21 protein-coding genes and 2 pseudogenes are annotated in these 26,231 nt (G+C 69.4%); 3 read left to right on the top strand and 20 right to left on the bottom strand.

The features are described 5' to 3' along the window. From AB0E67_RS30835 to AB0E67_RS30865, 7 genes and pseudogenes are all read right to left on the bottom strand, one after another. The coding region (locus AB0E67_RS30835; protein WP_362032957.1) for a transposase at positions 1-162 on the bottom strand (162 nt) is incomplete at its 3' end. 73 nt (positions 163-235) lie between these two features. Then, positions 236-761: pseudogene (locus AB0E67_RS30840) on the bottom strand (transposase). Next, positions 656-967, bottom strand: coding sequence for a winged helix-turn-helix domain-containing protein (locus AB0E67_RS30845; protein WP_362032960.1), 312 nt, complete (start codon positions 965-967; stop codon positions 656-658). Before AB0E67_RS30845 ends, AB0E67_RS30840 begins: the two are co-directional and overlap by 106 nt. A gap of 417 nt (positions 968-1,384) precedes the next feature. Next, on the bottom strand, positions 1,385-7,756 hold the full coding sequence (locus tag AB0E67_RS30850; protein WP_362032845.1) for a type I polyketide synthase: 6,372 nt from the start codon (positions 7,754-7,756) through the stop codon (positions 1,385-1,387). A gap of 199 nt (positions 7,757-7,955) precedes the next feature. Continuing rightward, on the bottom strand, positions 7,956-9,236 hold the full coding sequence (locus AB0E67_RS30855) for a beta-ketoacyl synthase N-terminal-like domain-containing protein (protein WP_362032962.1): 1,281 nt from the start codon (positions 9,234-9,236) through the stop codon (positions 7,956-7,958). 100 nt (positions 9,237-9,336) lie between these two features. Further along, positions 9,337-9,726 carry a DUF5988 family protein gene (locus AB0E67_RS30860; protein WP_362032965.1) on the bottom strand — a complete coding sequence of 130 codons (390 nt, stop codon included), beginning with the start codon at positions 9,724-9,726 and terminating at the stop codon, positions 9,337-9,339. Positions 9,727-10,092: 366 nt separating this feature from the next. After that, positions 10,093-10,500 (bottom strand): hypothetical protein, encoded by a 408-nt coding sequence (locus tag AB0E67_RS30865; RefSeq protein ID WP_362032848.1) that lies wholly within the window; start codon positions 10,498-10,500, stop codon positions 10,093-10,095. A gap of 1,241 nt (positions 10,501-11,741) precedes the next feature. On the opposite strand from AB0E67_RS30865, the gene AB0E67_RS30870 reads away from it, so the two are divergent. Beyond that, positions 11,742-12,251: an ATP-binding protein gene (locus AB0E67_RS30870; protein WP_362032851.1), complete on the top strand. Its 510-nt coding sequence runs from the start codon at positions 11,742-11,744 to the stop codon at positions 12,249-12,251. 704 nt (positions 12,252-12,955) lie between these two features. Here the strand turns inward: AB0E67_RS30870 and AB0E67_RS30875 are convergent. Together AB0E67_RS30875 and AB0E67_RS30880 are read right to left on the bottom strand one after the other, a co-directional pair. Further along, positions 12,956-13,202, bottom strand: a pseudogene (locus tag AB0E67_RS30875) (IS5/IS1182 family transposase); the annotation flags it as partial. Between the two features lie 61 nt (positions 13,203-13,263). Next, entirely contained in the window at positions 13,264-14,640 is a 1,377-nt protein-coding gene (locus tag AB0E67_RS30880) for a PLP-dependent aminotransferase family protein (RefSeq protein ID WP_362032854.1), read from the bottom strand. Positions 14,641-14,769: 129 nt separating this feature from the next. Between AB0E67_RS30880 and AB0E67_RS30885 the strand changes: the two genes are divergently transcribed. Continuing rightward, positions 14,770-15,222, top strand: a complete 453-nt coding sequence (locus tag AB0E67_RS30885; RefSeq protein ID WP_362032857.1) for a GNAT family N-acetyltransferase — start codon at positions 14,770-14,772, stop codon at positions 15,220-15,222. A 160-nt stretch (positions 15,223-15,382) separates the two neighbouring features. Here the strand turns inward: AB0E67_RS30885 and AB0E67_RS30890 are convergent, their stop codons facing one another. Then, a complete protein-coding gene (locus AB0E67_RS30890) occupies positions 15,383-15,808 on the bottom strand; it encodes a hypothetical protein (RefSeq protein WP_362032860.1) in 426 nt (141 codons plus the stop codon). Positions 15,809-15,896: 88 nt separating this feature from the next. Here AB0E67_RS30890 and AB0E67_RS30895 point away from each other — a divergent pair, with 88 nt between their 5' ends. Continuing rightward, positions 15,897-16,040: a helix-turn-helix transcriptional regulator gene (locus AB0E67_RS30895; protein WP_362032863.1), complete on the top strand. Its 144-nt coding sequence runs from the start codon at positions 15,897-15,899 to the stop codon at positions 16,038-16,040. 79 nt (positions 16,041-16,119) lie between these two features. On the opposite strand, the gene AB0E67_RS30900 is transcribed toward AB0E67_RS30895, so the two are convergent. From AB0E67_RS30900 to AB0E67_RS30945, 10 genes are all read right to left on the bottom strand, one after another. After that, entirely contained in the window at positions 16,120-16,557 is a 438-nt protein-coding gene (locus tag AB0E67_RS30900; protein ID WP_362032865.1) for a hypothetical protein, read from the bottom strand. After that, the gene (locus tag AB0E67_RS30905) at positions 16,554-17,312 is read right to left on the bottom strand and encodes a GntR family transcriptional regulator (RefSeq protein ID WP_362032868.1); all 759 of its coding nucleotides are present in this window, start codon (positions 17,310-17,312) and stop codon (positions 16,554-16,556) included. Before AB0E67_RS30905 ends, AB0E67_RS30900 begins: the two co-directional genes overlap by 4 nt. 109 nt (positions 17,313-17,421) lie before the next feature. Continuing rightward, on the bottom strand, positions 17,422-18,135 hold the full coding sequence (gene deoC / locus AB0E67_RS30910) for a deoxyribose-phosphate aldolase (protein ID WP_362032871.1): 714 nt from the start codon (positions 18,133-18,135) through the stop codon (positions 17,422-17,424). A 122-nt stretch (positions 18,136-18,257) separates the two neighbouring features. After that, positions 18,258-18,713 carry a D-ribose pyranase gene (gene rbsD / locus AB0E67_RS30915; protein ID WP_362032874.1) on the bottom strand — a complete coding sequence of 152 codons (456 nt, stop codon included), beginning with the start codon at positions 18,711-18,713 and terminating at the stop codon, positions 18,258-18,260. 96 nt (positions 18,714-18,809) lie between these two features. Then, positions 18,810-20,378, bottom strand: coding sequence for a sugar ABC transporter ATP-binding protein (locus AB0E67_RS30920; protein ID WP_362032877.1), 1,569 nt, complete (start codon positions 20,376-20,378; stop codon positions 18,810-18,812). Then, a complete protein-coding gene (locus AB0E67_RS30925; RefSeq protein WP_362032880.1) occupies positions 20,378-21,403 on the bottom strand; it encodes a substrate-binding domain-containing protein in 1,026 nt (341 codons plus the stop codon). The genes AB0E67_RS30920 and AB0E67_RS30925 overlap by 1 nt, the downstream gene beginning before the upstream one ends. A gap of 107 nt (positions 21,404-21,510) precedes the next feature. Further along, positions 21,511-22,548 carry an ABC transporter permease gene (locus AB0E67_RS30930; RefSeq protein WP_362032883.1) on the bottom strand — a complete coding sequence of 346 codons (1,038 nt, stop codon included), beginning with the start codon at positions 22,546-22,548 and terminating at the stop codon, positions 21,511-21,513. After that, the gene (locus AB0E67_RS30935) at positions 22,545-23,462 is read right to left on the bottom strand and encodes a ribokinase (protein WP_362032886.1); all 918 of its coding nucleotides are present in this window, start codon (positions 23,460-23,462) and stop codon (positions 22,545-22,547) included. The genes AB0E67_RS30930 and AB0E67_RS30935 overlap by 4 nt, the downstream gene beginning before the upstream one ends. 66 nt (positions 23,463-23,528) lie before the next feature. Then, positions 23,529-23,825: a hypothetical protein gene (locus tag AB0E67_RS30940; protein ID WP_362032889.1), complete on the bottom strand. Its 297-nt coding sequence runs from the start codon at positions 23,823-23,825 to the stop codon at positions 23,529-23,531. Between the two features lie 954 nt (positions 23,826-24,779). Further along, a complete protein-coding gene (locus AB0E67_RS30945; RefSeq protein ID WP_362032892.1) occupies positions 24,780-26,135 on the bottom strand; it encodes a serine hydrolase domain-containing protein in 1,356 nt (451 codons plus the stop codon). Between the last annotated feature and the right edge of the window lie 96 nt (positions 26,136-26,231).

Consider the following 26,231-nt stretch of genomic DNA (forward strand, 5'->3'; position numbering starts at 1 on the left):
CCGTTCCGGCAGGTCACGCCACTGCACACCGGTCCGAACCCGGTGCAGAATCCCGTTGATCACCTGCCGATGGTCCCGCCACCGGCCACAGCGCCCGTTGCTGACAGGAAGGAACGGCCGCAGCCGTTCCCACTCGGCATCACTCAGATCACCCCGCCCCATGCCCGCATCAACGATCCAGGCGCAAGGCAGTCACATGATCGACCGGACAAGTCCTAAGCGGTCGCGTCGTTGCTCAGGCGGGTCTGATGGTCAGGCCAGTCTCGGTAGGGCAGCCGTCTATGAGGTCCCTGCGGTACTGGATGTGCCGTAGTCCGCGTCGGATGCGCTGGACGAGGTGTTCGGGGGTGGTGAAGGCGACGTTGAGGAGCCAGCTGCGCCGCAGGAGGGACCAGGTTCCTTCGACGGGGTTGAGGTCGGGTGCAGCAGGTAGTAGATGGTCAGCCACTCCCGGGAGCCGGCGAACTCCCGCGGGCCAGCGCCTTGTGGACGTCGAGGTTGTCCCAGACGAGCACGATCGGGCCGCCGAGCTGCTGGTGGGCTGCGATCAGAGGGTCCCGGTAGTCCCGCCAGGAAAGCTCTTGCGCCCGTCGCGGCGGCCGTTGTATCTGCGTGGCCGGTAGATCAGCGGGCCAGCGGCCGGGCTTGTTACAGGTCAGTGCGACGATGGAGATCCGTCTGCGGGAACGGTCGCGGACCCGCACCACCGGAGTCCGGCCAGGCCGCCGCGAGCCTTCCGCGCAGGGCCTCCTTCCCCCCACCCGGCCACCGCCTCGTCGTCCCGCCCCATCGCCCGACGGGCCGGGACCTGGCAGGACCAGCCGTTGCGCACCAGCAGCCTTCGCACACCCCGGACCGTGCGGGTCAGGTGGAAGCGTCGGCCGATCACCGTCTTCACACGGCTCAGGGTCCAGCGCTGGTCTTCCCACCCGTGCGCAGCCGGCCCCTTGCCCAGCTCCGCCTCCAGTCAAGTGAACTGCTTCTCGCTCAGCCTCGGCAGCGACGCCGGCCCCTACAACCGCAGGGGACCTTTCCGCTTCGCGACCCTCGCCGCTGGGGCGGTCCGGCCTCGTATCCGCAATTTAGTGAAGCTGACGAATCGCGGACGGACTTGTCGGCGAGGAACAGCTCCCGTGCATGCTCCTCGATACCCTTGCCTTCCCCGAGGGCACAAGGCGCCGTACTTCATCAGGAGATGATGCGCGTCCAGCACCGTCTCGGGGGCCAGGGGGATCACCAACCAGTGTGGCGATCGCGGCAGCCAGGAGTGCTCCCCAGTCGGCGACGACACGAACGGAGTTGATGGCGCCGGCGCCATCAACGTCACGCACTGCTTCCCTCAGTCATCGCAGCACACCAGAGCGCACAGCGGCCTGCCCGGGCGCTACGAGCTGGTACCGGAAAGGGGCGGTTCGTCCCGTGGAGCCAGGCCCATGTGGATGGCCAAGGCCGCAGCAAGGGAGGCGACGGTGGGATGCTGCCAGACGAAGTTGCCGGCCAGGCGGACGTCGAGGTCGGTATCGAGGCGGATGCGCAGTTCCGTGGCCAGGAGCGAGTCGAACCCGAGGGACTTGAGGGGGGTATGCGGGTCAAGCGTGCTGCTGCCGGTGCGCAGGATGGCGCGGATATGGTCGGCCAGGTAGCTCTCCAGGGCGGTCTGGCGGGCGATGCCGGCGGGCAGTGCCTCGAGCTGGGGACGGATGCCGCCCTGGGGGCGTTTCAGGGCATTGCCCTCATCCGCGGCGAGTTCGGCGCCTTCGGCCGGAGCCGGAGCGAGGAGCTCGAAGAGGCTGGAGTGCGCGGCGGCGCTGGGGATCCAGGTCCGAGCCGGGCCCGGGATGACGGCCGTCTGGACCCGCTGGTGGGCGAGGAGGGAATGCAGAGCCTCCAGGCCCTTGCGGGTGGGGATTGTCTCGTAACCGCGCTCGGCAAAGTCGATGGCCTGCCCCGTTTCGCCCCAGGGGCCCCAGTCGACGGCCAACGTGGGCAGGCCGTTGCGGGTGCGCCAGGCGGCGAAGGCGTCGAGCCAGGCGTTGGCTGCCGCGTATGTTCCTTGTCCGGCGTTGCCCAGAAGGGAACTCATCGACGAGTACAGAACGAACCAGTCCAGCGAGTGGGCCGCAGTGGCCTGGTGAAGGTTCCAGGCGCCGGTGACCTTGGGGGCCCACACCCGTTTGAGCTGGTGGTCCCGGACGGTGGCCAGCGCCGCGTCGTCGAGGACCATGGCGCAATGCACGATCCCGCGCAGGGGCACTCCCCCGTGGGTGGCGGCCGTGACCAGTCGCTGGGCGGTGCCGGGGCGGGAGATGTCGCCGAGGACGACCGTGGTACTGGAGGTGAGGGTGTTGATGGTTCGCGCGGTTTCGAGTGAGGCGGGCCGGCGGCCGTTGAGAATGATGCGGCTGGCGCCCTGTTCAGCCAGCCAGCGGGCGGTTGCCAGTCCCAGGCCTCCCAGACCGCCGGTGATGATGTAGGCGCCGTCGGCGCGGACGACGGGTGGTCCGTCGGGCAGAACAGCCGTGGCCTCTCCCCAGTCGGGGACGGTCAGCACGATCTTGCCGATGTGCCCGGCACGGGCCATCAGGTGGAAGGCGTCGGCTGCCCGGTCGAGCGGGTACTCGGTGCACAGGAGCGGTTTGAGCCGCTGGGCGGCGATATGGTCCATGACCTCGCGGAACACCGTGGCGAACAGCTCCGGGCGCCGCTGCTGGAGTTCGATGAGGTCGACCGTGCTGAAAGTGATGTTGTGGCGCAGGGGGGCGAGCCCGAGGGGGGCGTCAGCCAGGATGTCGCGTACACCGAGTTCGATGAACCTGCCGAACGGGCGCAGGCTTTCGAGGCCGGCTCGGACCGCGGGGCCGGCCAGGGAGTTGAGGACGACATCGACTCCCTGGCCGTCGGTGGCTCGGCGGGTCTGTTCGGCGAAGTCCAGGGTGCGCGAGTCCATGACACAGCGGATCCCCATGCCGCGCAGGTGGCGGCGTTTGTCTTCGCTGCCGGCCGTCGCCAGGACGTCCGCGCCCAGGAGGTGGGCCACGGCGATCGCGGCCAGGCCGGTGCCTCCGGTGGCGGAGTGGATCAGTACGCGCTCGCCCGGGGCGAGCTGGGCGACGTGCCGCAGGGCGTACCAGGCGGTGAGGAACGCCGTGGGCAGCGCTGCAGCCGTGGTGGGTGCCAAGGCCGGTGGCATGGGGGTGACGGCAGTGGCGGGAAGAGTAATGAAGGAGCCGAAGGCGCCTCCTTCGAACTGGGCGGCAAGCACCAGGTCTCCAGGGTGGACGTGGTGTACGCCGGGTCCTACGGCGCTGACTTCGCCTGCGCACTCGAAGCCGATGCGGTAGGGGGTGGCCGGCTCGGAGCCGAGCATGCCGAGGGAGGTCAGGACGTCGCGGAAGTTGAGGCCCGTGGCATCGACGCGTACTTCGACTTCGCCTTCGCCGGGCTGGCGGCGGCCGGTCGCGGCCAGTTCGAGACTGTCGAGATCGCCGAGTTGTCCGACGCGCAGGCGGAACCCGTCCTGCCCGAATCGGACGGTTCGGGTGGTGCAGGCGGCGCGTTCGGTGGGGGTGATGGGGGCGCGGTCGATGCGCGCGACGTGTCGGGTGTCACCGCGTAGTGCGACCTCGTCCTCGGGTGCGTCGGCGAGGAGTTCGGCGGCAAGAGCTCGCAGCCCGTTCTCGCCGGGGTCGGTGTCGATGAGGGTGGGCCGCATGCGGGGCTGCTCGACGGCCATGACGCGTGCCACGCCGCGTACGGTGCTGTGGGCCGGGTGACCGGTCTCGTCTGCGGCGACGGCGTACGCGTGGCGGGTGACGGCGTACACGCGCGGTGCCCCGCGGTGCTCGTCGGCGGCCTGGGCGAGGGCGAGCAGTAGTCGGGCCCGTTGCTGTGCGCCCTGAACGGGGTCGGTGTCGGGGGCGGGCGGTGCTGCGAACAGCAGGACTACGGCGCGCCAAGGGTCCGTACTGGTGGCCAGGTGCTGGCCGAAGGTGTCGGCCAGGGGTGGGAGTTCCTCCACGTCCGGCGGGCATTGCCGCACGTGTGTCTCGGCTCCGGCGGCGCGCAGGAGTGCGGCCAGGTGTTCGGCCTGGCCGTCGCCCTCGTCCATGATGAGCCAGTTCCCGGGTGGGGTCGGCGCTGTGCGGGGTGAGGGTGCTCGGTGCCAGCCGAGTTCCATGAACCACTGGTCGACGGTGTTGCGTTCGGTGGATTCGCGGCGGGTGAACCGCACGCCGTCGAGGGCGAGAACGGGCTGGCCTTGGGTATCCAGGACGCGGACGTCTCCGGTGAGCGTCGTGCCGTTGTTCTCGGTCACCCGTGCGTGGGCGTGGGCGGCCTGCGCGGGGTCGCCGAGGATCCGCAGGGCGCGAACCTGGACCGGCAGGATCGGTGCGGGTGTGCTCTCGAAGCCGAGCCCGGCTACGAGTAGTTGCAGGCACAGGTCGAGGAGGACGGGGTGGGCGCTGAGGGCGGGTTCGGGGATGCGGGCTGCGGGTGGTAGCTGGATGTCGGCCCAGAAGCTGTCCTGGCGGCTCGTCGTGCGCAATGTGGTAATGCCGGTGAAGGCGGGACCGTGCTCGAGCCCGCAGGCGCGCAGGCTGGCGTAGAGCCTGGCTGGATCGAGGGGAACGGGATGCCTGTCGCTGAGGCCGGGCACGGATGTGGCACGGACGTCGTGGGGTGCGAGCCCGCGGCGGGCGATGGCTGCGGCGTGCAGTTGCCAGGAGCCGTCCGGGTTTCGGGAGTGGATCTCGCAGACGGCCTGCTCGCCGGTGGTGAGCGTGATGGTGGTGCTCATCTGGGTGTCGTCGTCCAGACGCAGTAGGTCTTGGAAGGTGATGTCGGTGAGGCCGATGTCCGTGGGCGTACCGGTGAGTGCGGTGTGGGCAGTGGTGTGGAGGAGGGCGCAGAAGCCGGCTCCGGGGAGGACGGGGTTGCCGTGGACGTGGTGGTCGTTGAGCCAGGGCAGGTGGAGGGCTGGGGCGGTGGCGCTCCAGGTGTGGCGGACCTGGTCGCCGGGGGTCTCGGTGTGCCGGCCGGGCAGGGCGTCCGCGTCGGTCGGCAGCGCTCGGCCGGCGGCCCAGTGGCGGGTGCGGTCGAAGGTGATGGTGGGGGTATCCACCAGGTCGCCGTCGCCGTACAGGGGGGTCCAGTCGACCGTACCGCCGTTGCAATGGAGGGTTGCCAGCTGGGCGCGGAAGGTGGTGGGTTCGTCCTGTGCGCGGCGCAGTGTGGGCAGAGTCACGGCGTCGGGCACCAGTTCGGCCAGACTGTCGGTGAGGGACCGGGTGACCACGGGGTGGGGTGAGATCTCGATGTAGATCTGGTGGCGGTCCTGGGCGGCGGCGACGACGGCGGGGTGGAAGCGGACGGGGCGGCGCAGGTTGTCGCACCAGTAGGCGGCGTCGAGAAGGGGGGCGTGGCGGGGCTCTTCGGCCACGGTGGAGTAGAAGGGGATACGGGGCGGGCGGGGGGTCAGGCCGGAGAGTGCCTGGCGCAGTTCGGGCAGGAGGGGATCGACGTGAGGGCTGTGGGAGGCGACGTCGACGGCGATGGCATTGGCGGGGATGCCGAGCTGGTCCCATTGGCTGATCAGGTGGGCGACCTGGTCGGCGTCGCCGGAGATGATGGTGGTGTCGGGTGCGGCCAGGACTGCCACGGACACGGCGTCGACGTGGGTGTCGGCGAGGGTGGCTTGGATCGTGGCCTGGGCCAGGCCGACGCTGGCCATCGCTCCCGTCCCGGCGATTCGCTCCAGTAGTGCCGAGCGGCGGCAGATGACGCGGACGCCGTCGGCGAGGGTGAGAGCTCCGGCCACAACTGCGGCTGCGGCTTCCCCCATGGAGTGGCCGATGACGGCGGCGGGTCGGACGCCGTGTGCCTGCCATGTCGCGGCGAGGGCGATCTGCAGGGCGAAGAGGGCTGGTTGGACCCTTGAGCATCCTGTGACGGGTTCGCCGGCCCGGATCAGTTCCAGGACGGAGAAGCCCGCCTCGTTGCGGATGAGGGCGTCCACGTCGGTCAGTGCTTTCGCGAAGGCCTTGTTGTGGGCGAGGAGTTCGCGGCCCATGCCGGACCATTGGGAGCCCTGGCCGGAGAACACCCATACGGGCTGGCGGGGGGCGGTGACGTCGGTTGTGCCTGAGATGAGGGCTGGATGCGGCCGACCGTCAACGAACTGGCGCAGCGCGTCGACCGTCTCGGCGCGGGAACGGGCGACGACCGCGAGGCGTCCTCGACCGGGGCTGCGGCGTAGGGCCAGCGTGTGGGCGATGTCGCGCAGCGGGGCGTCGGCGCCGTCGTTGTCCAGCCACTCGGCCAGGTGGCGGGCGGCGGCCGGGAGGGCTTGGCGGGATCCGGCCGCGACCAGGATCACCTCGGGCGGCAAGGGCCGAGGCCTGCGGGGGGCGGGCAGGCTGGCACGAGGGCGGGGCTTTGGCGCTTGCTGCAGGATGACGTGGGCGTTGGTGCCGGAGAAGCCGAATGAGGAGACCGCGGCAAGTCTGACCGGTTGGTTGCCGGGCCATGGGGTGCATTCGACCGGGACGAAGAAGCGGGTGGCGTCCGCGGCGATGGCCGGGTTCCATCGGGTGAAGTTCAGGTTGGGCGGGATGATCCCGTGCTGGAGGCACAGCACGGTCTTGATCAGCCCGGTGATGCCTGCGGCAGGTTCCAGGTGGCCGAGGATGGTCTTGGCCGAGCCCAGGGCGCATGGGGAGAGGCCGTTGCCGTACACGGCGGCCAGGCCGGCGAACTCGACGGGGTCACCGACGGGGGTGCCCGTGCCGTGGGCTTCGACCAGCGAGATCCGGGCGGGGTCGACGCCGGCTCGGTCGATTGCCGTGCGGTAGAGGGTCTGCTGGGCCGTGAGGGACGGGGCGGCGAGGCCGTCGGACCGGCCGTCCTGGTTCACGGCGGATCCGCGGACGACGGCGAGGATGCGGTCGCCGTCCCTGCGGGCATCGGCCAGGCGTTTGAGGACGACAGCGCCGCAGCCCTCGCCGCGGACGAATCCGTCCGCGGCGGCGTCGAAGGTATGGCAGCGTCCGGTCGGGGACAACATGCCCATCCTGGCGAAGGAGCGGGTGACGCGTGGGGCGAGCATGAGCGTGACGCCGGCGGCCAGGGCGAGATCGCACTCCTCGCGGTGCAGTGACTCGCAGGCCAGGTGGAACGCGACCAGGGAGGACGAGCAGGCGGTGTCGAGGGCGATGCTGGGGCCGTGCAGGCCCAGGAGGTAGGAGACACGGCCGGCGGCGACGCAGTGCCCGTTTGTCAGGATGGAGCCTTCGAGTTCCTGGGGCCGGCCGGCCAGCTGGTCCATGTAGTCGTTGTAGCTCAGCCCCGTGAAGACGCCTGTCGGGGATCCGGTGAGCCGCTCGGGTGGCAACCCGGCATGTTCCAGGGCCTCCCAGACAACCTCGAGCAGCAGCCGGTGCTGGGGATCGAGTACATCGGCCTCGCGTCCGGAAACCCCGAAGAAGTCCGCGTCGAACCGCGAGACGTCTTTCAGGTAGCCGCCTCGGTGGAAGGGGGGTTGTGCTTCGGTGGGCGGCCTGTCCGCCGGGTTGGCCGTCTCGCGACCGGGTGGGGGGGTGCTCACCGCTTCGCGGCCCTTGACCAGCAGACGCCATAAGGCGGCCGGGGAGTCGGCGTCTCCGGGGAGTCGGCAGCCCATGCCGATGACGGCGATGGGCGCATGCGCTGGATGGCGGGGGTGCCTGCGGTGGGCCACGAGGGTCTCCTTGTCGTTCATGAGGAACGTGGGGGCGGTATGTGCGGCTAGGGAAGAGGGAGATATGCCGCGCGGTAGAGCGCGCCGGTGTGCACGTGCGTGCTTGGGGGCGCCCTGGCCAGGGCTGCGGGGGCGTGAGGAACTGTGGAGCTGAGACTGAGCCGTCGCCGGCCTCGGGGCGACGGCCTGTCGACAAGGAGACGGCCGGGCGGTGGGCGGCTCAGACGTCGGGACTTCCCAGGAGGATCGCGCTTTTCACGCCGCCGACCTGGTAGTTGAAGCTGAAGGCGTAGTCGAAGTCGAGGCGGCGGGGTGCTGTTCCTGGAACCGGATCGAAGGTCAGCTGGTCCGCGGGCTGTTCGCAGTTGGCGGTGGGGCACACCTGGCCGTGGTTCATCATGAGCAGGGTCAGAGCCACCCCGACACAGCCGGCCGGGGCGCCGTTGTGGCCGAAGCAGCCCTCCTGCGAAGTCATAAGCAGATCGCTCGACGCGGGGCCGTACAGTTCTTTGATGGCGTTCGCCTCGAAGGCCGTGACGACGACGTTGCCGTCGCTGCCGCCGTGGATGTAGGGCACCTGGTTGATCTCCCAGGTGTCGCCGAGGCATCGCCGCACTGCGCAGACCAGTGCTTTTCCGCTCTCGTCGCTGGCCAGGGGATTGGCCAGCCCGTCGCGGGTGGTTGCTTGCGAGAGGACTTGCCCGTAGGGGCGGGCGTCCCGGCTGAAGGCGTGTTCCCTGCTCTCCATGACGAGGGTCGCGGACCCCTCGCCGTGGTTGATGCATTCGGCACGCCGGTCGTAGGGACGCATCAGGGCGTCGAACGACGGCAGGAGACTGGGCATGTCCTGGGACCGCATGACGTCGTAGGCCCTCTGGGCTCCGCTCAGCAGGCGCTGGATGTTGCGGATGAGCGTGACGCTGAAGACGTCGACTCCGGTCACCACGGCGACATCGACCTCGCCAGCGGCGATGAGGCGTTGTGCGTTGCCGATCTGGAGGGCTGAGGACGCGCAGCCGCAGGAGACGGTGTAATTGGCTCCCTTGGACCGGGTGAGCGCGCCTTGGACCAGTGCGACATCCGAGGGGGTGACGGCCTGCTCGGCCGCGACGAACATCTCCAGCGCATCCGCGACCGGGTAGGTCGCGGGGTCGGCCCTGAGGACGGCGAGATAGCTGTCGATGTTGGCGTCCACACCGCCGCGGCCCACCAGGATGGCGGCCTCTTCCAGATCGTGCTGGACCTCGAGGCCGGCGTCCTCGCACGCCTGCGCCAGCGACACCAGTCCGAAGCGGTGGGCGTCTGTGTAGTGGCGTGAGAAGAACTCGGGAATGCCGGGGACACGTTCGTCGAACGTTGCGTCCGGCAGGTCCACGCTGCCGTAGTAGACGCCGTTCTTGATGAGGCAGGACGTTCCGGTGGACGCGACGTTCCAGAGATCGTCCGCGGTGAACACCGGTGCTCCTGAACCCGGAAGGCACAGCCCGATGCCGGTGACCACGGCGTCCCGGGCCCGGCCTCCGGTCCGCCGTGTCACGAGTCACCCTCAGATGCTGGTGGATTGACCATGGAAACTTTCCCTTCAGGATCACGGGATGAGCCTATTCGGCCACATACGTGCGGTGGCACCAGCGGTAGATGGGCAGTTGCTCGCCTTCATAGAGGCAGTAACAGCCCGAGAAATCGAAGTGTTCATAGGCGTTGCCGCACAGGATCTTCACTTTTGGTTCGATCTCCACGGACTTGACCTCCCATACGGCAGGAAGGGGAACCCAGTCCGGACCTCCGGAAAGCTTGACTCGAACGCAGCCAGACAAATCCAGCTCCAGTGTCAGTCGGCGGGCAGGGGGCGACTGATCCACTCCATTCCACACTCCGCGCATGCGCGCTGCGCCCCAGGGCGATCCGCCTGGGGCGCAGCTGCGGAATCCTGGTTCCTCGCCTGCGAGCGCAGGGTTTGAAAGGATAGGGATCAGAAACCGGGAAGTCATACAGCAGGTGCGGCACAGGGAATTGAAGAAAGCAGTGACCAGCACAATGACCTCGACATGCGGTAAGGGAAAGTAAATCGTTTTTCGGGCATACACGTATGCCCGCGCCGTGAGCGCGGAGAGAAAGCGGACAGCGGGTCTCGTGAGGGTTCGCCGGCTGCCAGACGTCCGGACCGTGCGGGACACCGGACACTTTGGCTGCGCGTGGACAGGGCGAGAGACTTCTCACCGGCTGCACCGGCTTCCCACCGCCGCCCGGGCGGCGGTGGGAAGCCGGCCTGCGCACCGGTCCCCAGACCGGGAACCTGAGGGCCAGGCGACGGCCGGGATGAGGGGGCCTGGCCGCAGGCACCCGCCGTACGCCGGTCAGGTCGCGCTGGCGAGCGCCTGGCTGATCGACGAAGCGGTCGCCTGCTCGGACCTCAGGGCCGAACCGGCGGCTCCGAGCAGGTTGTACACGATGGCGGTCGCGTTGGTCGCGGAAGCCGTAAGGATATTGGCCCCCACCACCGACGGCTGCCCGGCGCAGTCGCCGAGCGCGGAGGCGAGCGAGGTGGCGGTGCTCAGGTTGTTGGAGAAGGCGGTCTTGGTGTCGTTGGCCTGGTCGGCGGCGATGGCGGCATTGTTGGACGTCTGCGCGGCCTGCAGGTCGTTGACGCAGGGTGAGGCGGCCACAGCGGCGGGGGCCGCTGCGGCCAGGGGGGCGAAGCCCACCACGGCGCCCGCCGCCAGGGCGGCGGCGACAGTAGCGGCGGCAAGACGGGAACGGAACATGCTGGCACTCCCTAGAAATGACGTGCGCGCTCATTGGCAACGACGTCGGCGGAGCGGTGCCCTTCTCTTCCCAGAGGGACGGCCTGCGCCGGCAGCGAGAACACCATCTGGTCACCGCACACTTCACTGTGACGGGAGCGAAGACCGGAACGGGTAGCAGCAACGTCCCCGGGAAGGGATGGGCGACCCGCCGGTTCATAGTCCAGTAAAGCGGGACGGATTAGCGACATCTCAAGAGAAGAAGCACCGAACCACTCGATCGGAGTACCACGCAAAGCGGAAAATCAAACGCCACATCATTCACTACCGGAACAGTGTGCGCACCGCCCTTCCCGCCCCCGCGAAATTCAGGCGACAAAAAATCAGTGCTGTGCCACCGAAATCACGAGCCGAACCTTCACGGTGACGACTTCAGAAGTAACTGATTGATCATCAGACGGTTCGCGATTGCCACCTCGGGCGGCGAACGCCCCAAACGAAAGGTCCTGATAAGACGTCAGAAAATCACCGTGCAGTAACGGGCAGCCGCTCGTTCGTCCATTTCTAAACCAGGCAGAACCCGAACATTTCATCAGACCGAAGTGAGCCATTCGGGTTATATTCCGCTGTCACCCATTGCCGCCATATGCAGACTCGACGCATAACGGTTACGTCCAACGGTTGGCCACCCGCCCTCCCTCGGGGAGGTGGCTACCCAACCGATCAGGCGGCTGATTCGCGCCGGCCGCTGAAAGGGAGGGTCCCCACTATGGGCGCCCCGTGAGAGGAGTTGGACGCGTCAGCCGGCGTCACCCGGCGCCGGCTGACGCCGACCGACGTTCAGGATCCAGCGCCGGTCTCAGCACGTCGCGGCAAGGCCGTCGTGAACACGCCGCTCCCTTACCAGACCACCCGACAGACCGCCGTCCTGCATGGGTACGGCGGTTGTCGCCGTCTTTGGCCCGGAAGAGGTGGATGCCGATGCATCTGGCCAGGAGGCCGGAAAGCCCCCTGCGCAAAGGCGCGTCACGCCGCCGGCAGAAAGGGGCGTACGGGCCGTGGAACCGGCGCCCCGTATGCGCCCTTGCTTCTTCGCACCCACCGCCGTCCATCTGTACAAGCCCCGCGGACGCACAGTGCCCATGCTCCTTCTTCTCGCATACGTGAGGAACACCCTCGACACGTCGGCGGCGCCCCCACGCGCCGCTCCGGGACACCAGGCCCGTCTACCGCCTGCGCCCCTCACAAGCACCAGGAGAGTCATGTCGACGACCAGTGCATATGCGTGTATCGCGCTTACCCCGCAAGAAGTCGAACGATGGCCTGACACCCCGGTGGCGGGCGCGCCGACCACCGGATGGCTCCAATCGCGGTCCACCACCCTGCACCTCCCGGCGGTGGACCGAGCTGTCCCTGTTTGCCGATACCTGACCCGCTTATGGCTCGATCAGCAGCACTTGACGGACGAAGGTGTCCGGCACACGACCTTGCTGATCACCACGGAACTCGCCACGAACGCCATTCTCCATACCAACAGCACCGTCATCATCACCAACCTGCAGCAGAACAGAAGTCACCTGCGCATTCAGGTGCGCGACCAGGGTACGGAACGAACCGTCAAGCACTGGCACGACAAATCCGGTTTCGGCCGTGGCCTGGGGATCATTGCCAGCTGCACCCGGGCACTTGGCACACACGTGGGACGCGACGGCTGCCGGACGGTCTGGGCCACCGTCTCCCTGACGCGGCACCCTCCGGGAACCCAAGCATGAGAAGCAGTCAACGCCGTTCGCAGGGTGTGTCGTGCGGATCGCGTGGACTGGCCCTGTCGCTCATGGACGGCTGCCGCAAACCACGCAGGCCCTGCGCCGACGTCCCGGACAAAGCCGGTTGCGCACCCGGCCTCGTCCTGGCGATCAGGACGGGTGCTCGAATGCCGAACGGCCCTTGCAAGAGCCCCCCTGTCCGTGGGCTTCGCACAGGGTTCGAGGACACGCGCCCGAACCGGTTCATCACCCTTCAGAGGCTCCGGACCTGCCCGCTGCACCTGCACCCGCGGGGTCCTGGCTCGGGCGGACGAAACCCGGGCCGGATCATTACGGGTGTCTCTTGCCGCAGCCTTCAGTGAACGATCACGTTGTTCTTCAGATCCGGACACATGGCTGCACCATCTCCTCCGCTCCGCGCCTCCGGCGAGCACGGGTCCGCACGCGCCTGATCACCCATCCGGTACGTGCTCCTGATCCCACAGGCGATGCCCTGCACCGGATCTCCTCGCAGCTTCCGGAACGCGAAGGGCTGACAGGCAGGGCAGGTGCCAGGTCCTGCAGGTCGTCCCGGCCGGGAGAGGGCCGGGCACCTCCCCCGGCCGCGGCCAGGGCGGATTCGCCCTGGGCCACCATTCAGCCACCCAGGCGCCGCCGACTGAACGGTCGCGCACAAGAGGAAGCCGCCCGACGGCTGAACACTCCCCCGCCGTCTGCGGAGGATCGTGCCGCAGATGGATCAGAGCGGCCACCAGCCGGTCAACGAAGACCAGTTGATGCCGGACTCCAGCGCCCGCGGCCCGCTTCCGAGCACCGCCACGGGCATCGAGACGTCGCCGCTCCGACACACGCCTGCCACGGCTGAGCCAGCTCCTCCACCAGGCAGGCCAGATGCCGCCGGGAGACACCGGTGAACAGCCGATGCGCGAGGACCACACGATCGACCTTGCTCGACACGTGCGAATCATGTCCCCCACCACCGACGACTCCCTCACCCCCGCTATCACGCACCGGCTCGTCAAAGGTGTTGAGCGAGCCTGCGGATGCCTTCGGCGATCTGGGGCCCTGTGGCGGCACCGTAGGAGAAGCGGAGGTGCGGTGCGGGCGGCTCGTCGACGAAGAAGTGCCGCCCGTCGCCGACGAGGACCCCGGCCGCGTAGGCGGCGGCGCTGACCTCGGCGCTGTCCAGCCCCTCCGGCAACCGGGCCCAGAGGTGGAGTCCCCCAGACGGGATCCGCGGGAGGCGCACGTCGGGCAGCGTGCTCCGGATCGCATCCGCCATCGTGTCGCGCCTGCCGACGAGCGCGGCCCGCAACCGCCTCAGGTGCCGGGGCCAGGCGCTGGAGGAGAGAAGCTCGAGCGCGATCTCCTGCACGAGCGGCGAGACGCAGAGGTCATCGGCGGTGCGCGAGGCCCGCAGCCGCGTGCCGGCCGGCCCGCGCGCGAGGATCGCGCCGAGCCGGAGGCTGGGCGAGACAGGCTTGGAGAGCGTGAGGATCGTCACCACGTGCCCGTCAGGATCCTCAGCGAAGAGCGGGGCCGGCGCGGAGCGGTCGAGCCAGAGGTGCCTGGCCCAGTCGTCCTCGACGATGAAGGCACCGTGCGCGGAGGCGAGGGCGAGGACCTGCGCGCGACGCCGCGCACTCAGCACCGCACCGGTCGGGTTCGCATAGCTCGGCTGGAGATAGACCACACGTGCCTTCGTCCGTTCGAGCTCGTCGGCGAGACGGTCCACGAGGATGCCGTCGCCGTCGGCGGGGACCGCGGCGAGCCGCAGGCCCGCGCTCTGCGCCGCGAGGATCGCGCCCGGATAGCTGGGGCTCTCGGTGATGACCGTGGCCCCGGGCTCGGCGAGCGTGCGCAGAGCGAAGACCAGCCCCTGCTGCCCGCCTGAGACCACGAGCACGTCGCTCGGCTCAGCACCGTACTCCGCCGCGAGAATCCGTCGCAGTTCGGGCGACCCCGCCGGCGGGGTCATCCCCCACCCCCGACCACTCCTCGCCGCCCGTGACCCGATCCGGCGCAGCTCCTCCCCCGGCTGCAGCTCCGGGGAGAGATACCCCCAGGAGAGCGGAAGATGCTCAGGCGTGCCGTAGCTCCCCAGCCGCGAGGCCCGGTCCGCGTCGACCCTGACCCGCCCGAGTGCCTGGGACTGCCAGGAGAAGTCAGACTCGGGCATCCGCTCCCGCCCGGCCACGAATGTGCCTCGCCCGGGCTCGGCCCGCACGAGCCCCAGCACAGTCAGCGAGGACAGCGCGGACGAGATCGTCGCGGCGCTCGCCCGGAACTCCGCAGCAAGCTCCCGCACGCCCGGCAGCCTCTCCCCTGCGCGCATCCCCACGATGCGCCGCCTCATCAGCTCGGCGATCTCACTCGATCTGTTATCGTTGCTCATGAGAATACATAGTATCGTTACTACATTTCGAGCTATTCCGTTACGCGCTCTCTTTCGTATTGCCGCCGCTCGCGCGCCTCCGTCCTCGTGCTGTATCCCGCCCGTGCACGAAGACAGAAAGAGAAGCACATGACATCGAATGCCCCGACCATCCGCCCCCTCGCCGCCGCGGACGAAGCCCGCTGGCGCGTGCTGTTCCGCCAGTACCGCGAGTTCTACCGGCTGCAGGAGTCCGAGGAGGTCGTCTCACGCGCCTGGGCCTGGCTGACGGATCCCGGGCACGAATGCGACGCCCTCGTCGCGGAGGTCGACGGAGCCATCGTCGGATTCGCGCACCACCGCCCCATCCCCTCCCCGTACACCGGGACGACGGGCATCTTCCTCGATGACCTGTTCACCGATCCCGCAGTCCGCGGGCGGGGCGTCGGACGGGCGCTCATCCAACGGCTGAGAGCACTCGCCGCTGCTGAGGGACGATCCTTCGTGCAATGGGTCACCGCAGAAGACAACCTTCAGGCCCAGGCCCTTTACAACACTGTCGCCGCGCGCACCAACTGGGTCATGTACGAGAGCGGCGTCTAGCGCCGTGACCGGCAAGGTTTACCCGGAAGGAGCGTCGTCCGGTGCGTGCGATCGCAAGGCGGCCGGAAACCCTCGAATGGGGTCTCCCCTGCTCGAACGAAGCTGAGAGCTCGGGGAAGTGCCGGGCGGCGCGACGGGGCAAACGTTGCCGGGAGCGGCACTAGCTCAGGGCGCTGGGGTGGTGTGCGATGCCGCATCCGGAATCACACACCACCCCGGTGAGAGCATGAGGGCCGTGCACGTCGGCGGCTCCGGGCGACAGGTTGTCCCGGTCACCGGCCGACATGACAGCCCGCTCCTCTTCCGGCGAGCGTCGGCGAACCTCAGCCCGATCCTCGGCGACCGGGCGCGACCACTGCGCACGGCCGCCGACGGTGGCCTGCGGCATGGGGACCTCGCTGTTGCTGCGGGAGATGCAGGACCGCAGCGTGGAAGCGGTGATGCCGGCCAGCGCCGCCATCTCGGGCGGCCCCAGCAACTGGTCGCCGCTCAGCTCGGGACTGGCCAGGTCAACGACGCACTGCTTCAGCGGCAGCGCATTCTCCTGTCGCTCATGGTGCTGCGCCCACAGGGCGAAGGAGATCATCCGACTCCTGGAACGAGCCATCGCCCACGAGATCTTCCGCTGTCCGACCACCACGATCAGCGTTCCCGAGATCGCGGACCTACGTCCCTTGCGGCAGCCCAAGAACATCACCCTGACCGCTGCCGCACGACACCTCGGCGTCCGGCCAAGCAGAATCTCCGATGGCGAACGCGGGATCCGCCGACTCGACGACCTCACCCACACCTACCGCGACTGGCTCCAGACCGCTTGACCACCAATAGAAGCATCAACGCGGGGCGAGATGGCAGGCGGACCCGGCCTTGGGGAGAGGCCGGGTCCGCCCGCCGTGCTCACCGTGCCTTCGGCAGCGCGGCCAAGGCGCGGCGTTCCTCGCCCCGGTCGCGGCCGGTGATCCGCCACACCGCCCGGTCGGACCCGTCGCGGGTCAGCAGGGGCAAGGGCGTGGTCGCCACGGTGAACCGCTGGTTCACACATCCGACGCGGCGGTCCCGCTCGTGGAAGACGGCCTCCCGCGTGGCCGGGGCCGCGCGGCGCGGGGGCCTGGAGTTTGACGCGAACTGTCTTACGGTCGCGCTGGGCGATCTCGGCAGCGGCACGTGTACGCAGTCCTTGGGGACCGCGCGCAGTTCGCGGCCGGCACCGCAGGCCACCAGTCCTCGTCCGGCGGACCGTCGCTCTCCTGCTGTGGCCGGACCCTTCTCTGTGCAGAGCAGCGGGTGCGCCGGGTTCGTCTGCTCGGAGGAGGAACAGACCTTCGCGGTGCTCATCTGCGCAGCAGCAGCGAGGTGACTCGCAGTCGGCCGCTGTGGATCCATACGTCCGAGTACTCCACCGGCCGGTCGTCTGCGAGGTAGGTGACCTGCTGGAGGTACTGCACAGGGGCGCCCTCGCTCAGGTCGAGGGCGGTGGCCACGTCAGTGGTGGCGGCCTCGGCGCCGAAGGTACGGCGGGCCGTGGCGATCTTCAGTCCGTAGGTGCCCTCCAGGACGCCGAAGAGGCTGGAGGACGTGAAGTCCATCTTCTCGATTCCGGGCGCGAGGTCGGTTCGTACGAAGTTGAAGAGCAGCGCAACCGGCCCCTGGTCGGTCCTGCGGACCCGCACCAGGCGCAGCACCCGGGTACCGGGGGCGACGTCCAGGAGAGCGGCGACGGGCTGGTGCGGGACGATCAGCGAGCACTCCCGCACCGAGGTAGTGGTCACGACGCCCTGGCTGGCGAAGTCCTCGGACAGAGTGCTCAGCTTCTGGGCGATGGCGGGTTCGATCGTCGTCGAGGTGACGAAGGTACCGCGTCCTCGCACCTGCCGCAGCAGGCCCTCCTCGATGAGCGTGGTCAGAGCGCGTCGCAGGGTGCCGCGACTGACGCCGAACTCCTGAGCCAGTTCCGGCTCGGCCTTGAGGCGGTAGTGCGCTGGCCACTCGCCGCTGGCGATACGCAGTCGGATGTGTTCCGAGATCTGGACGTGGATCGCCGTGGGGACATCCCGCTTGATGCCCGGGACTCCCCTTTTGTCGGCCGTCACAGTGGTCGCATCTCCTTCTCCGGTTTCATCCGGAGGACGGGCGTCGCTCCGGACGTGGGAGCCGTACCCCGGCCGCCGTGGGCGGCCGGGGTACGGCTGTGGTGGCTGGTCAGTAGCTGACGGTCGTCTCGTCACCAGTGTCGGTGATGATCGCCAGGCCGGCGCTGGTCCCGAGCAGGGAGGCGCCCGCGCGCAGGAGATCAAGACCCTGCTGGTAGGTCTTGATCGAACCGGACGCCTTCACCCGGACCCCGTCCCGCGCTCGGTCAACAAGGTAACGAACGCTGGCCGGATTCGCAGTCTCGACCTGTCCGCTGCTGGCGTTCTTCAGGAAGGCGGCGCCCGCCTCCATGGCGAGTTCGACGGCGGCCTCCTTCTCGTCGTCGGTGAGCAGCGGCAGTTCCAGCATGACCTTGACGGGCAGGCCCGAGGCCCGGACGACGCCCGCGATGTCCTCGCGGAAGTCGTCGTAGCGCCCGCTCTTGAGCCAGCCGACCTGGGCGCCCATGTCGAGCTGGGTCGCGCCGAGCCGGGCGATCTCCGCGGCCTCGGCGGCCTTTCCGGCGCTGGTCATGACGCCGACGGTCGGGAAGTCCAGGGCGGAGGCGACCTCCACGCCGGTGCCGCTCAGTTCGGCGACCACGACGGGCAGCCAGGAGGCGGGCACCATCGCGGCGTTGAAGCCGTGGGTGACGGCCTCCCGGGCATGGGCAATCATCTGGTCGCGCGTCGCATCCGAATCGATCTTGGTGTGCTGGATGTACGGCGCCAACTCGGCGGGGGTGAGGGTGAGTTCGGCGGCGATGGTAGTGGTTTCGGACATGGGGTGATCTCCCTAGGGTCGAAAGCGGCAGGGGCCCGGCGGATCGGCCGCCGGATGTTCTTCATGGGGCCGCTGCGGAATGACGGGAGCCGTCACGGCTCCGCTGGTCGGGCCGGGGCGGCTCAGAGCTTGGACGCGTACTGCTCCGGTACGACGACGCCTTCTCCACCGAACCACCGGGAGGCGTTCACGCCGCAGTACAGGCCGATGTTGCCCCAGGGCTCGAAGGCTCCGGTGCGTACGACGGCCTTGGCCTGCCGGGCCAGGTCCTGGAGCACCTCCGCGTGCGGGCGGGTGGTGAACTCGGCATCGGCGAAGTGTTCGTGCAGCCAGGTGTCGAGGCGGGGATTGTGGGTGGGGACGTCCTCGGCCCGGACCACGCCCTCGACGACGAGTTCGTCGGCGATCAGGCCGAGCACCGTCCGCAGGTCGGGCAGGTTCTCGGCCAGGGCGAGGTCGATGCGGTGCGCGTCGCGCGGCACGGGGAAGCCCGCGTCCACGACGAGCAGCAGGTCGGTGTGGCCGAGCGTGGCCAGGACCCCGCTCAGTTCGGCGTTGAGGATGCCGGAGCGTTTCATGGTGGATTCCTTTCATCTGGGGCGGTCGTAACCCGGTGGCCCTTCGGACCTCGGGGGCCGGTGGGGCCCGGGTGCGGGGCTCATGGTCGGCCGGTCTCAGGCCGCGGCCGGCGCCGCTCCGGTGGCGAGGGTCATGACGGACTCCTCGGTGGCCTCGGCGGTGTCGACGACGGCCACCAGGCGGCCCTGGCTCATCACCGCGATCCGGTCGGTCAGGGTGAGCAGTTCGGGCAGGTCGGAGGAGGAGCAGAGGATCGCCAGGCCCTTTTCCGCGAGCGCGGACAACTGCGCGTAGATCTCGGCCTTCGCGCCGATGTCCACGCCACGCGTAGGTTCGTCGAGGATCAGCACCCCGGGGTTGATCGCCAGCCAGCGTCCCAGCACGGCCTTTTGCTGGTTGCCGCCGGACAGGCTGGTGATGGGCTGGCTCATGGTGGCCGTCTTCACCCTAAGCCGCTGCGCCTGCTCGGCCGCTGCCGAGTCGAAGGTGCGGCGGCGGATGAGGCCGAGTCGACTGAACGCCCTCGTGGTGAGCGCGCCGATGTTGTCGCCGACGCTCATCGTGGTCAGCAGGCCCTGGGCGCGGCGCTCGCCGGGGACGAACGCCAGCCGGCGTTCGACACTGGCGATGGGGTTGCGTCGTTCGAAGGGCTTGCCCAGCAGTTCCACGGTGCCGCCGGTGCCGGGGTCCCCGCCGAAGACGTTGTGCAGCAGCTCGACCCGGCCGGAATCGGGCAGTCCGGCCACGCCGAGGATCTCGCCGGGGCGCAGGTCGAAGGTGACTCCGCTGTGACGCCTGCCGCTCAGTTCCCGTACGCTCAGGGCGGGTTCGGCGTCCGGTTCGGCCTTCCGTCCCGCGCGGCGGGTGAACTGGCCCAGCTCGCGGCCGACCATCGCGGCGACCGCCTGGTCGGGGGTGGTCTCCGCGCTGCGCCAGGAGGCGACGTGGGCTCCGTCACGCAGCACCTGGATGTGGTCGGCCAGGCGGAAGACCTCGGGCATGCGATGCGAGACGTAGAGCATGGTCGTCCCGCCCGTCTTGAGCTTGTCCATCAGGGTGAACAGCCGGTCGGCCTCGGCGGGGGTGAGCATCGCCGTCGGTTCGTCCAGGATCAGCACGCGACAGCCCCGGGCGATGGAGCGCGCCACCACGATGAGCTGCTGGGTGGCCAGGTCCAGGGTGCCTACGGAGGCGTTCGGGTCCAGGCGGAGGTCCAGTTCCGCAAGGAGTTCGGTGGTGCGCTCCAGCATCCGGCGCCGCGAGGGGAACCAGCGGTTGCCCGGCTCGACGCCGCTGAGCACGTTCTCCGCCACGGTGCGGTCGGGCAGCAGTGACAGTTCCTGGGGGACGATCGCGACTCCGTGCCGGCCGAGCATCGCGCTGGGCTCGTAGGAGGTGACCTCTTCGTCGAAGACGGTGACGCTGCCCTCGCTGGGAGGCTGGAGGCCCGCCAGGATCTTCAGCAGGGTCGACTTGCCGGCTCCGTTCTCGCCCAGCAGTGCGGTGATCTCACCCGTGGGGACGTCGAAGGAGACATCGCGCAGGGCGCGGACCGGACCGAAGTTGCGGGAGAGGCCGCGGATGCGGATGGCTTGGCAGGTGGTGCCAAGGTCCTTGGGCCGGGCCGGGCCCTCTGTGGAGGCGTCTCGGGGTGCGGCGGTCATCAGTCCTCCACCGTCGCGTCGTCGAGGTTGCCGCGGGTGATGAACTGCGCGCCGGTGTCCACGCCGGTGATCTCGGTGCCCTTGGAGAGGAAGTCGTGCAGCACCTTCACCGCCTGGTAACCCTGCTCGGACGGGTTCTGGCTGATGGTGAAGTCCAGGACGCCGCGGTTGATGTACTCGGCCGTCTGGGTGAGCAGGTCGAAGCCGCCCATCGTGATGTCGTCCGCGTGGCCGGACTGGGCCACCCACTTCGCGGCGGCCGTGGTCGAGCAGCAGTCCAGACCGGCGACGGCGATCACGTCGGACTGGCCGGACATGGTGGACTCGACGGTGTTGTACGCGGTGCTGGGTTCATTGCCGACGTTCACCGGGCCGACGATGTTCAGGCCGCTTCCGTCGAGGCCCTCCTTGAAGCCGTTGAAGCGGTCGTGCGACCAGCCGGCGCCGGTGTCGACGGAGAAGACCACCACGGACTTGCCCTTGACGTTCTTGTTCAGGTTCTTGCGGAGCTCTTCGGCCTGGGCCTTGCCGGAGCCCTTGAGGTCCTGGCCGACGAAGCCCATCTGCTGGGAGTCGGGGTTGTCGGTGTTGAAGGAGATGATCGGGATGCCGGCCTTGTAGGCCTGGCTGATGACCGGCTTGAGTGCGTCGCTGGAGGCGGAGGAGACGGCGAGTCCGTCCACGGCCTTCTGCTGGATGAGCGTCTGGATCTCGGAGACCTGCTTGGCGGCGTCGCCGCCGGTGGGGCCGATGAGGGAGACGTCGGCTCCGAACTCCTTGCCGGCCTTCTTCATGCCGGAGCTGATCGGGGTGGCGAAGGCGAGGGACGGGTCGTGGTAGCTCAGCTTGATACGCATCGGCTTGTCGTCGTCGATCCGCTGCTGGATGTACGGGGCGAGCTTGAAGGAGCCGTCGTCGGAGCCGGTGGCGTCGCCGGCGGTGACGGCGCCGCACGCAGTGAGGGTGAGGGCCGCGGCTACGGCCGTCGCGGCGCTGAGCGATCTGAGAACGGTACGCGGGGACATCGTGACTCCTTCGTCGTGTCCGTGGGGCCGGAGGAAGTGGAGAGGCGGGACGGTGGGCGGCCGGCGGGTGAGCGGCTCGCGGGGGCGGCGGACGCTGGTCGCGGTGCTCAGGCTCGGCTCTTGCGCCTTCGCTGCCAGGTGTCGGCCGCGACGGCGGCGACGATGACGAGGCCGGTGACGACCGTCTGCCAGAAGGACGAAATGCCCTTGATGTTGAGGATGTTCTGGAGCAGGCCGATGAAGGCGACGCCGATGACGGTGCCCCACATGGTGCCCGAGCCGCCGAAGAGCGCGGCACCACCGATGATGACGGCGGAGATGACGGTGAGTTCCAGTCCCTGGCCGGTCACGCCCTGTACGTAGGAGAGGAAGGACAGGCCGAGGACGCCGGCGAGGCCCGCCGTGAAGCCGGAGAGGACGAAGGCGGTGAGCTTGACCCGCTTGACGTTGACGCCGACGAGCCGGGCGGCCTCCTGGTTGCCGCCGACCGCGTAGGTGTTGAAGCCGAAGCGCGAACGCGCCAGCAAGACCACGCCGACGGCCGCGACGGCCGCGAAGAAGACGAATTGCATGGGCACCAGGCCGAACAGCTGCCCCTGGCCGAGGAGGTTGAACTCCGCGACGCCGGGCTGGGAGGAACTCAGCGAGATCGGGGCGCCGTCGGAGATGAGCAGGGCGATGCCGCGGAAGACGCTGAGCGTGCCCAGGGTGACGATGAAGGATGGTACGCCCAGCATCACCACGGCCAGCCCGTTCAAGAGCCCGGCCACGGCTCCCACGGCCAGTCCGACGAGCATGGCCGAGGGCCAGTTCCAGCCGTCCGCGATGAGCATTCCCGTAGAGATCGCGGACAGCGCGTAGGTGGAGCCGACCGAGAGGTCGATCTCGCCGTTGAGGATGACGAAGGTCGCCCCGACGGCCATGATCCCGATCTGCGCGATCTGCTGGCCCACCGAGAGCAGGTTGTCGGACTGGGCGAAGGTCGGTGAGAGCACGGTGCCCAGCAGGAAGAGCAGGACGAGCGCGGCGAACACGCCGGCCTCACGCGCGTGCAGCAGCCTGCGCAGCGCGGGCGGGAACTGCCGGGCGGACTCGTCGGGCGATGGCGCCGCGGTGGCCGGCGGCTTGGAGGTTGTCGAGGTCACGAGGCGTTTCCAATCAGGGCGTTCAGCTGGGCTCTGGTGGGGAGGGCGGGTACGACGCCCGCGATCGACACGGTGTGGGAGCCTGCGACGGCGGCGAACTCCACGGCCCGCTCGACGGGCTGTCCCTCGGACAGGGCGACGGCGAATGCGGCAGTGAAGGAGTCGCCGGCGCCCGTGGTGTCGACGACGGTCCGGGCCGGGTGAGGCGGCACGCTGGTGACACCGGAGGCCTGGGCGACCAGTGCACCCTCACCGCCCCGGGTGATGACGACGATGCCCCCAGTGCGCTCGTGCAGCGCGCGGGCCAATTCCTCGTCGCCGAGCCCGTGCCCCTCCTCGATGCCGAGGAGCACAGGTGCCTCCGTCTGATTCGGCGTGAGTACGTCGATGAGCGGCCAGCACTCCTCAGGGAGCGAACGGGCGGGCGCCGGGTTCAGCAGGGTCCGCGTACCGGTCTCGCGGCCGATGCGGAGCGCGGCGACCACGGCCTCCTCGGGGATCTCCATCGAGACGACCAGGATGTCGGCGGAAGTGATCTCGGCGCGGAAGGATTCGACAGCGGCGGCGTCCAGTTCGTCCAGCGCGCCCGGGGCGATGGCGATGCGGTTCTCCCCGGACGGTTCGACCAGGATGAACCCGACCATGGTGGGCGCCCCGGCCGTCAGCACATGCTCGGCCCCGACTCCCTCGCGCCGCCACAACTCCCGTGCGGAGCTGCCGAATTCGTCATCGCCCACTGCAGTGAGCAGGGAGACCTCGGCACCCAGCCGGGCGGCACCGATGGCCTGGTTGCTGCCTTTGCCGCCGGCGCCCGGATCGAACAGGCCACCCGAGACGGTCTCGCCCGCCGCAGGCGCCTTGGGGACCCGCATGGTGAGGCCGGCTCCGTAACTGCCGACAACCGCGATCTTCATCGACCCACCAATTTGTATATGGACAACCATGGACAAGCGAGATCGTAGGTATAGGGATGTCCATAGTCAATGGTCGAACAGAAGCCGAATATCGGACATCGGCAGCCGACCGAGGGAGACAGACCCGCCTGCCGTCCCGTGTCGGCCAACCTCGGACGACCCTTGCGGGAGGCCACACGACCCCGGCAGGCGCAGCGTCTTGGGCGGGGTCTGGCGTTTCTTGACGAGGACGTGGGTGTCCTTGCCCGCGCGGCGCCAGGTGAAGGAGACGTCCTCCAGGGCGAGTTTCTTGACGATGAGGTCGGCGACCAGGTCCTCGTTGAACCGCAGGTGTCCGGGTATCGATGCGTATCTGTGCGTCATCGTCGGAGAAGTCGTGCGGGACGTGGAGGCGGCGGCGCGGGCCGGTGAGCTCCGATATGCCCGGGGGCACGGCGAGCGCCTCGTGCAGGGGGCGAAACCACTCGCGCATGCACTGCCAGCACTTACGCGTCAGTCACCCGTACGCCGCACCACCGGACGGCGAGGGCGAAGGCCGCACCGATCCCGCCCGTCTCCAACGCGGCGAGGGCCTGGTCGCGGTCCTCCCACAGGGACTGAAGGGACCGAGCTGTGGCATCGGGGTCCCGGCTGAGGAGGTGACCGCCCTCGGCGACCGCGGCCCCGACCGCCGTTCGGACCGTGAGTCGCCGCCACCCGGCCCGATACGAACGGCGCCTTGCCCGGCTCTCCACGCCCGGCAGGACGCGGGTGCCCGCACGCCAGAACGTCGCATCGGTACGCCGGACGCCGTCCAGCGGCCGGCCAGAAAACGGCCGATACCGAGCGCGAGAGAATCGGCGGTCTCCTCCACCTGCGGGGTCGGCGATGACGGCGCATTCGAGGAAGACGAACAGGTCGTGGTTGCTGTAGGCGGTGCCGAGAATCTCGTTCCGTCCGCCGCCGTGCACCGGTGCCCCTCCGGCCGCCCGAGAGAGAGGGCCGGTGCACGACGATCGGCGCGTAGGCCGTCCAGTCAGCGGCCGTCCTCCCGTCGGCGCACGACGTCGCGGCCACCTCCGCGCCAAGGTACTCGGCCGCCTGGGTGCCCTTCTCCCGGACCGTTCAACCGACTTCGTCGGCGCGGCCGCGCCGCGCAACCGGCTGCACCTGCCGGAGGTTGTGGCCCTCCGGGCACCCCGGGTCCGCGAGAGTCGGCCTGCGGACCCGGGAAGCGGCACGGCACGCGGTTCATGCCCTACGGCGGAGCGCGCAGCATCGGCCGCGACCGCGATGAGGGAGCGCGCCCCCGTACGACGTTGGCGCGGGGCCCGGTCGTCAGCGGAGCCGTCGCGCGAGCCGGTCGTGGTACCGCAGTGCGCGGACGGTGCCGTCCGCCTCGCGGACGAAGGAGAGAGCGTCCCCCAGTGGGCCGCCGTCCTCCCCGAGCGCCACGAGGGTGTCCGGCGGGGCCAGGACGAGCCGGTCCGGGGCGTCGAGCTCGATGACGTACTGGCCCGGCTCCGTGCGGGCCGGCTCGGCGACCAGGCGCAGCTCGCCGTCACGCGTCCCCCGGACGAGGGTGATCGTGCCGTAGAACCCGCAGTCGTAGGTGCCGAGCAGGGCCTCGGCCAGATCACCGTCGATGCCTCGCAGCTGACGGATGGGCGGCTCGCCCGTCGCCTCCGTGAGGATCAGTCGCTCGATCTCGTCCGCCACGGCCGCGCCCTCAAGGGAGTTGGTGAGGACGGCGTACGCGAGATGCAGTGAGGGGACGAGCACCAGCCGGCTCGCGTAGCCGATGGTCAGGCCGTCGTGCGCCGCCGCTGCCCGGCCCGCCCGTTCCTCGATCATCCAGGCCAGGCCGATGTCGTGGCCCGCGCGGCCGCGGTGCGCGTGGGGGTGGAAGAGACCGCTGGGCGCGCCGGGCAGTGTGACGTGGGCTGCGTACTGCATGAGGTCCCGCGCACTGCTGAGGACACCGCCGCCCGGCACGTCCCAGCCCGGCAGCTGCCAGTGCCGCTGCCATCCCTGGTCGATCAGGAGCGTGGGCCCGCCGTCGGAGTTGCGGCCGTGCGGAGCTGCGACCCGCCGGGTCACGACCTGATCGGCCGTGGTGAACGTCCCGGACATGCTGGCCGGGGCGAGGACCTCGTCCTGGAGGACGTCCGCGTAGTGCCGTCCGGTGACCCGTTCCACCACCGCTGCGGCCACCATGATTCCGGGGCCGCTGTACGAGTAGTCCGTTCCGGGGGCGAAGAGCAGCGGGCGGCGGGCGAAGTGGGCGAGCGACGCCTGGACGGAGTCGTCGGCGTGACCGGCGAGCAGCGCCGGGGCGTCGGCGATCATGTTCTGCGCGTCGATGCCCGAGGTGTGTGTGATCAGGTGGCGCAGGGTGATGCGCTCGTCGAGGCCCGTGTCGGCGGGGAGGAGCGGGGCCACGGGACCGTCCAGATCCACCAGATGCTGGTCGGCCAGCCGCCCGATGACGAAGCCGAGCATCGTCTTGGAGATCGAGCCGATCTGGAAGATGGTGTCCGGGTCCACGGGGAGGCTGTGCGCCACGTTGGTGATGCCGTAGCCGAGCAGCGTCGTTTCGCCGTCGGCCATGATGCCCACGGCGGCGCCCGGTACGCCGTGGCGCTCCAGGATTTCAGGGACGTGCTCGTCGAGCGGGGCGGTGAAGTCTGACACGGTGGTGGTTCTCCTGCGGAACGAAGGCGGGGCAAGACGGGTGCGGGGCGGGGCGCCAGTGCTGTGACCGGATGTCGCGGGCCGATGCGTCCGTCC

The sequence above is a fragment of the Streptomyces sp. NPDC032161 genome (assembly GCF_040636995.1).
GTDB lineage: Bacteria > Actinomycetota > Actinomycetes > Streptomycetales > Streptomycetaceae > Streptomyces.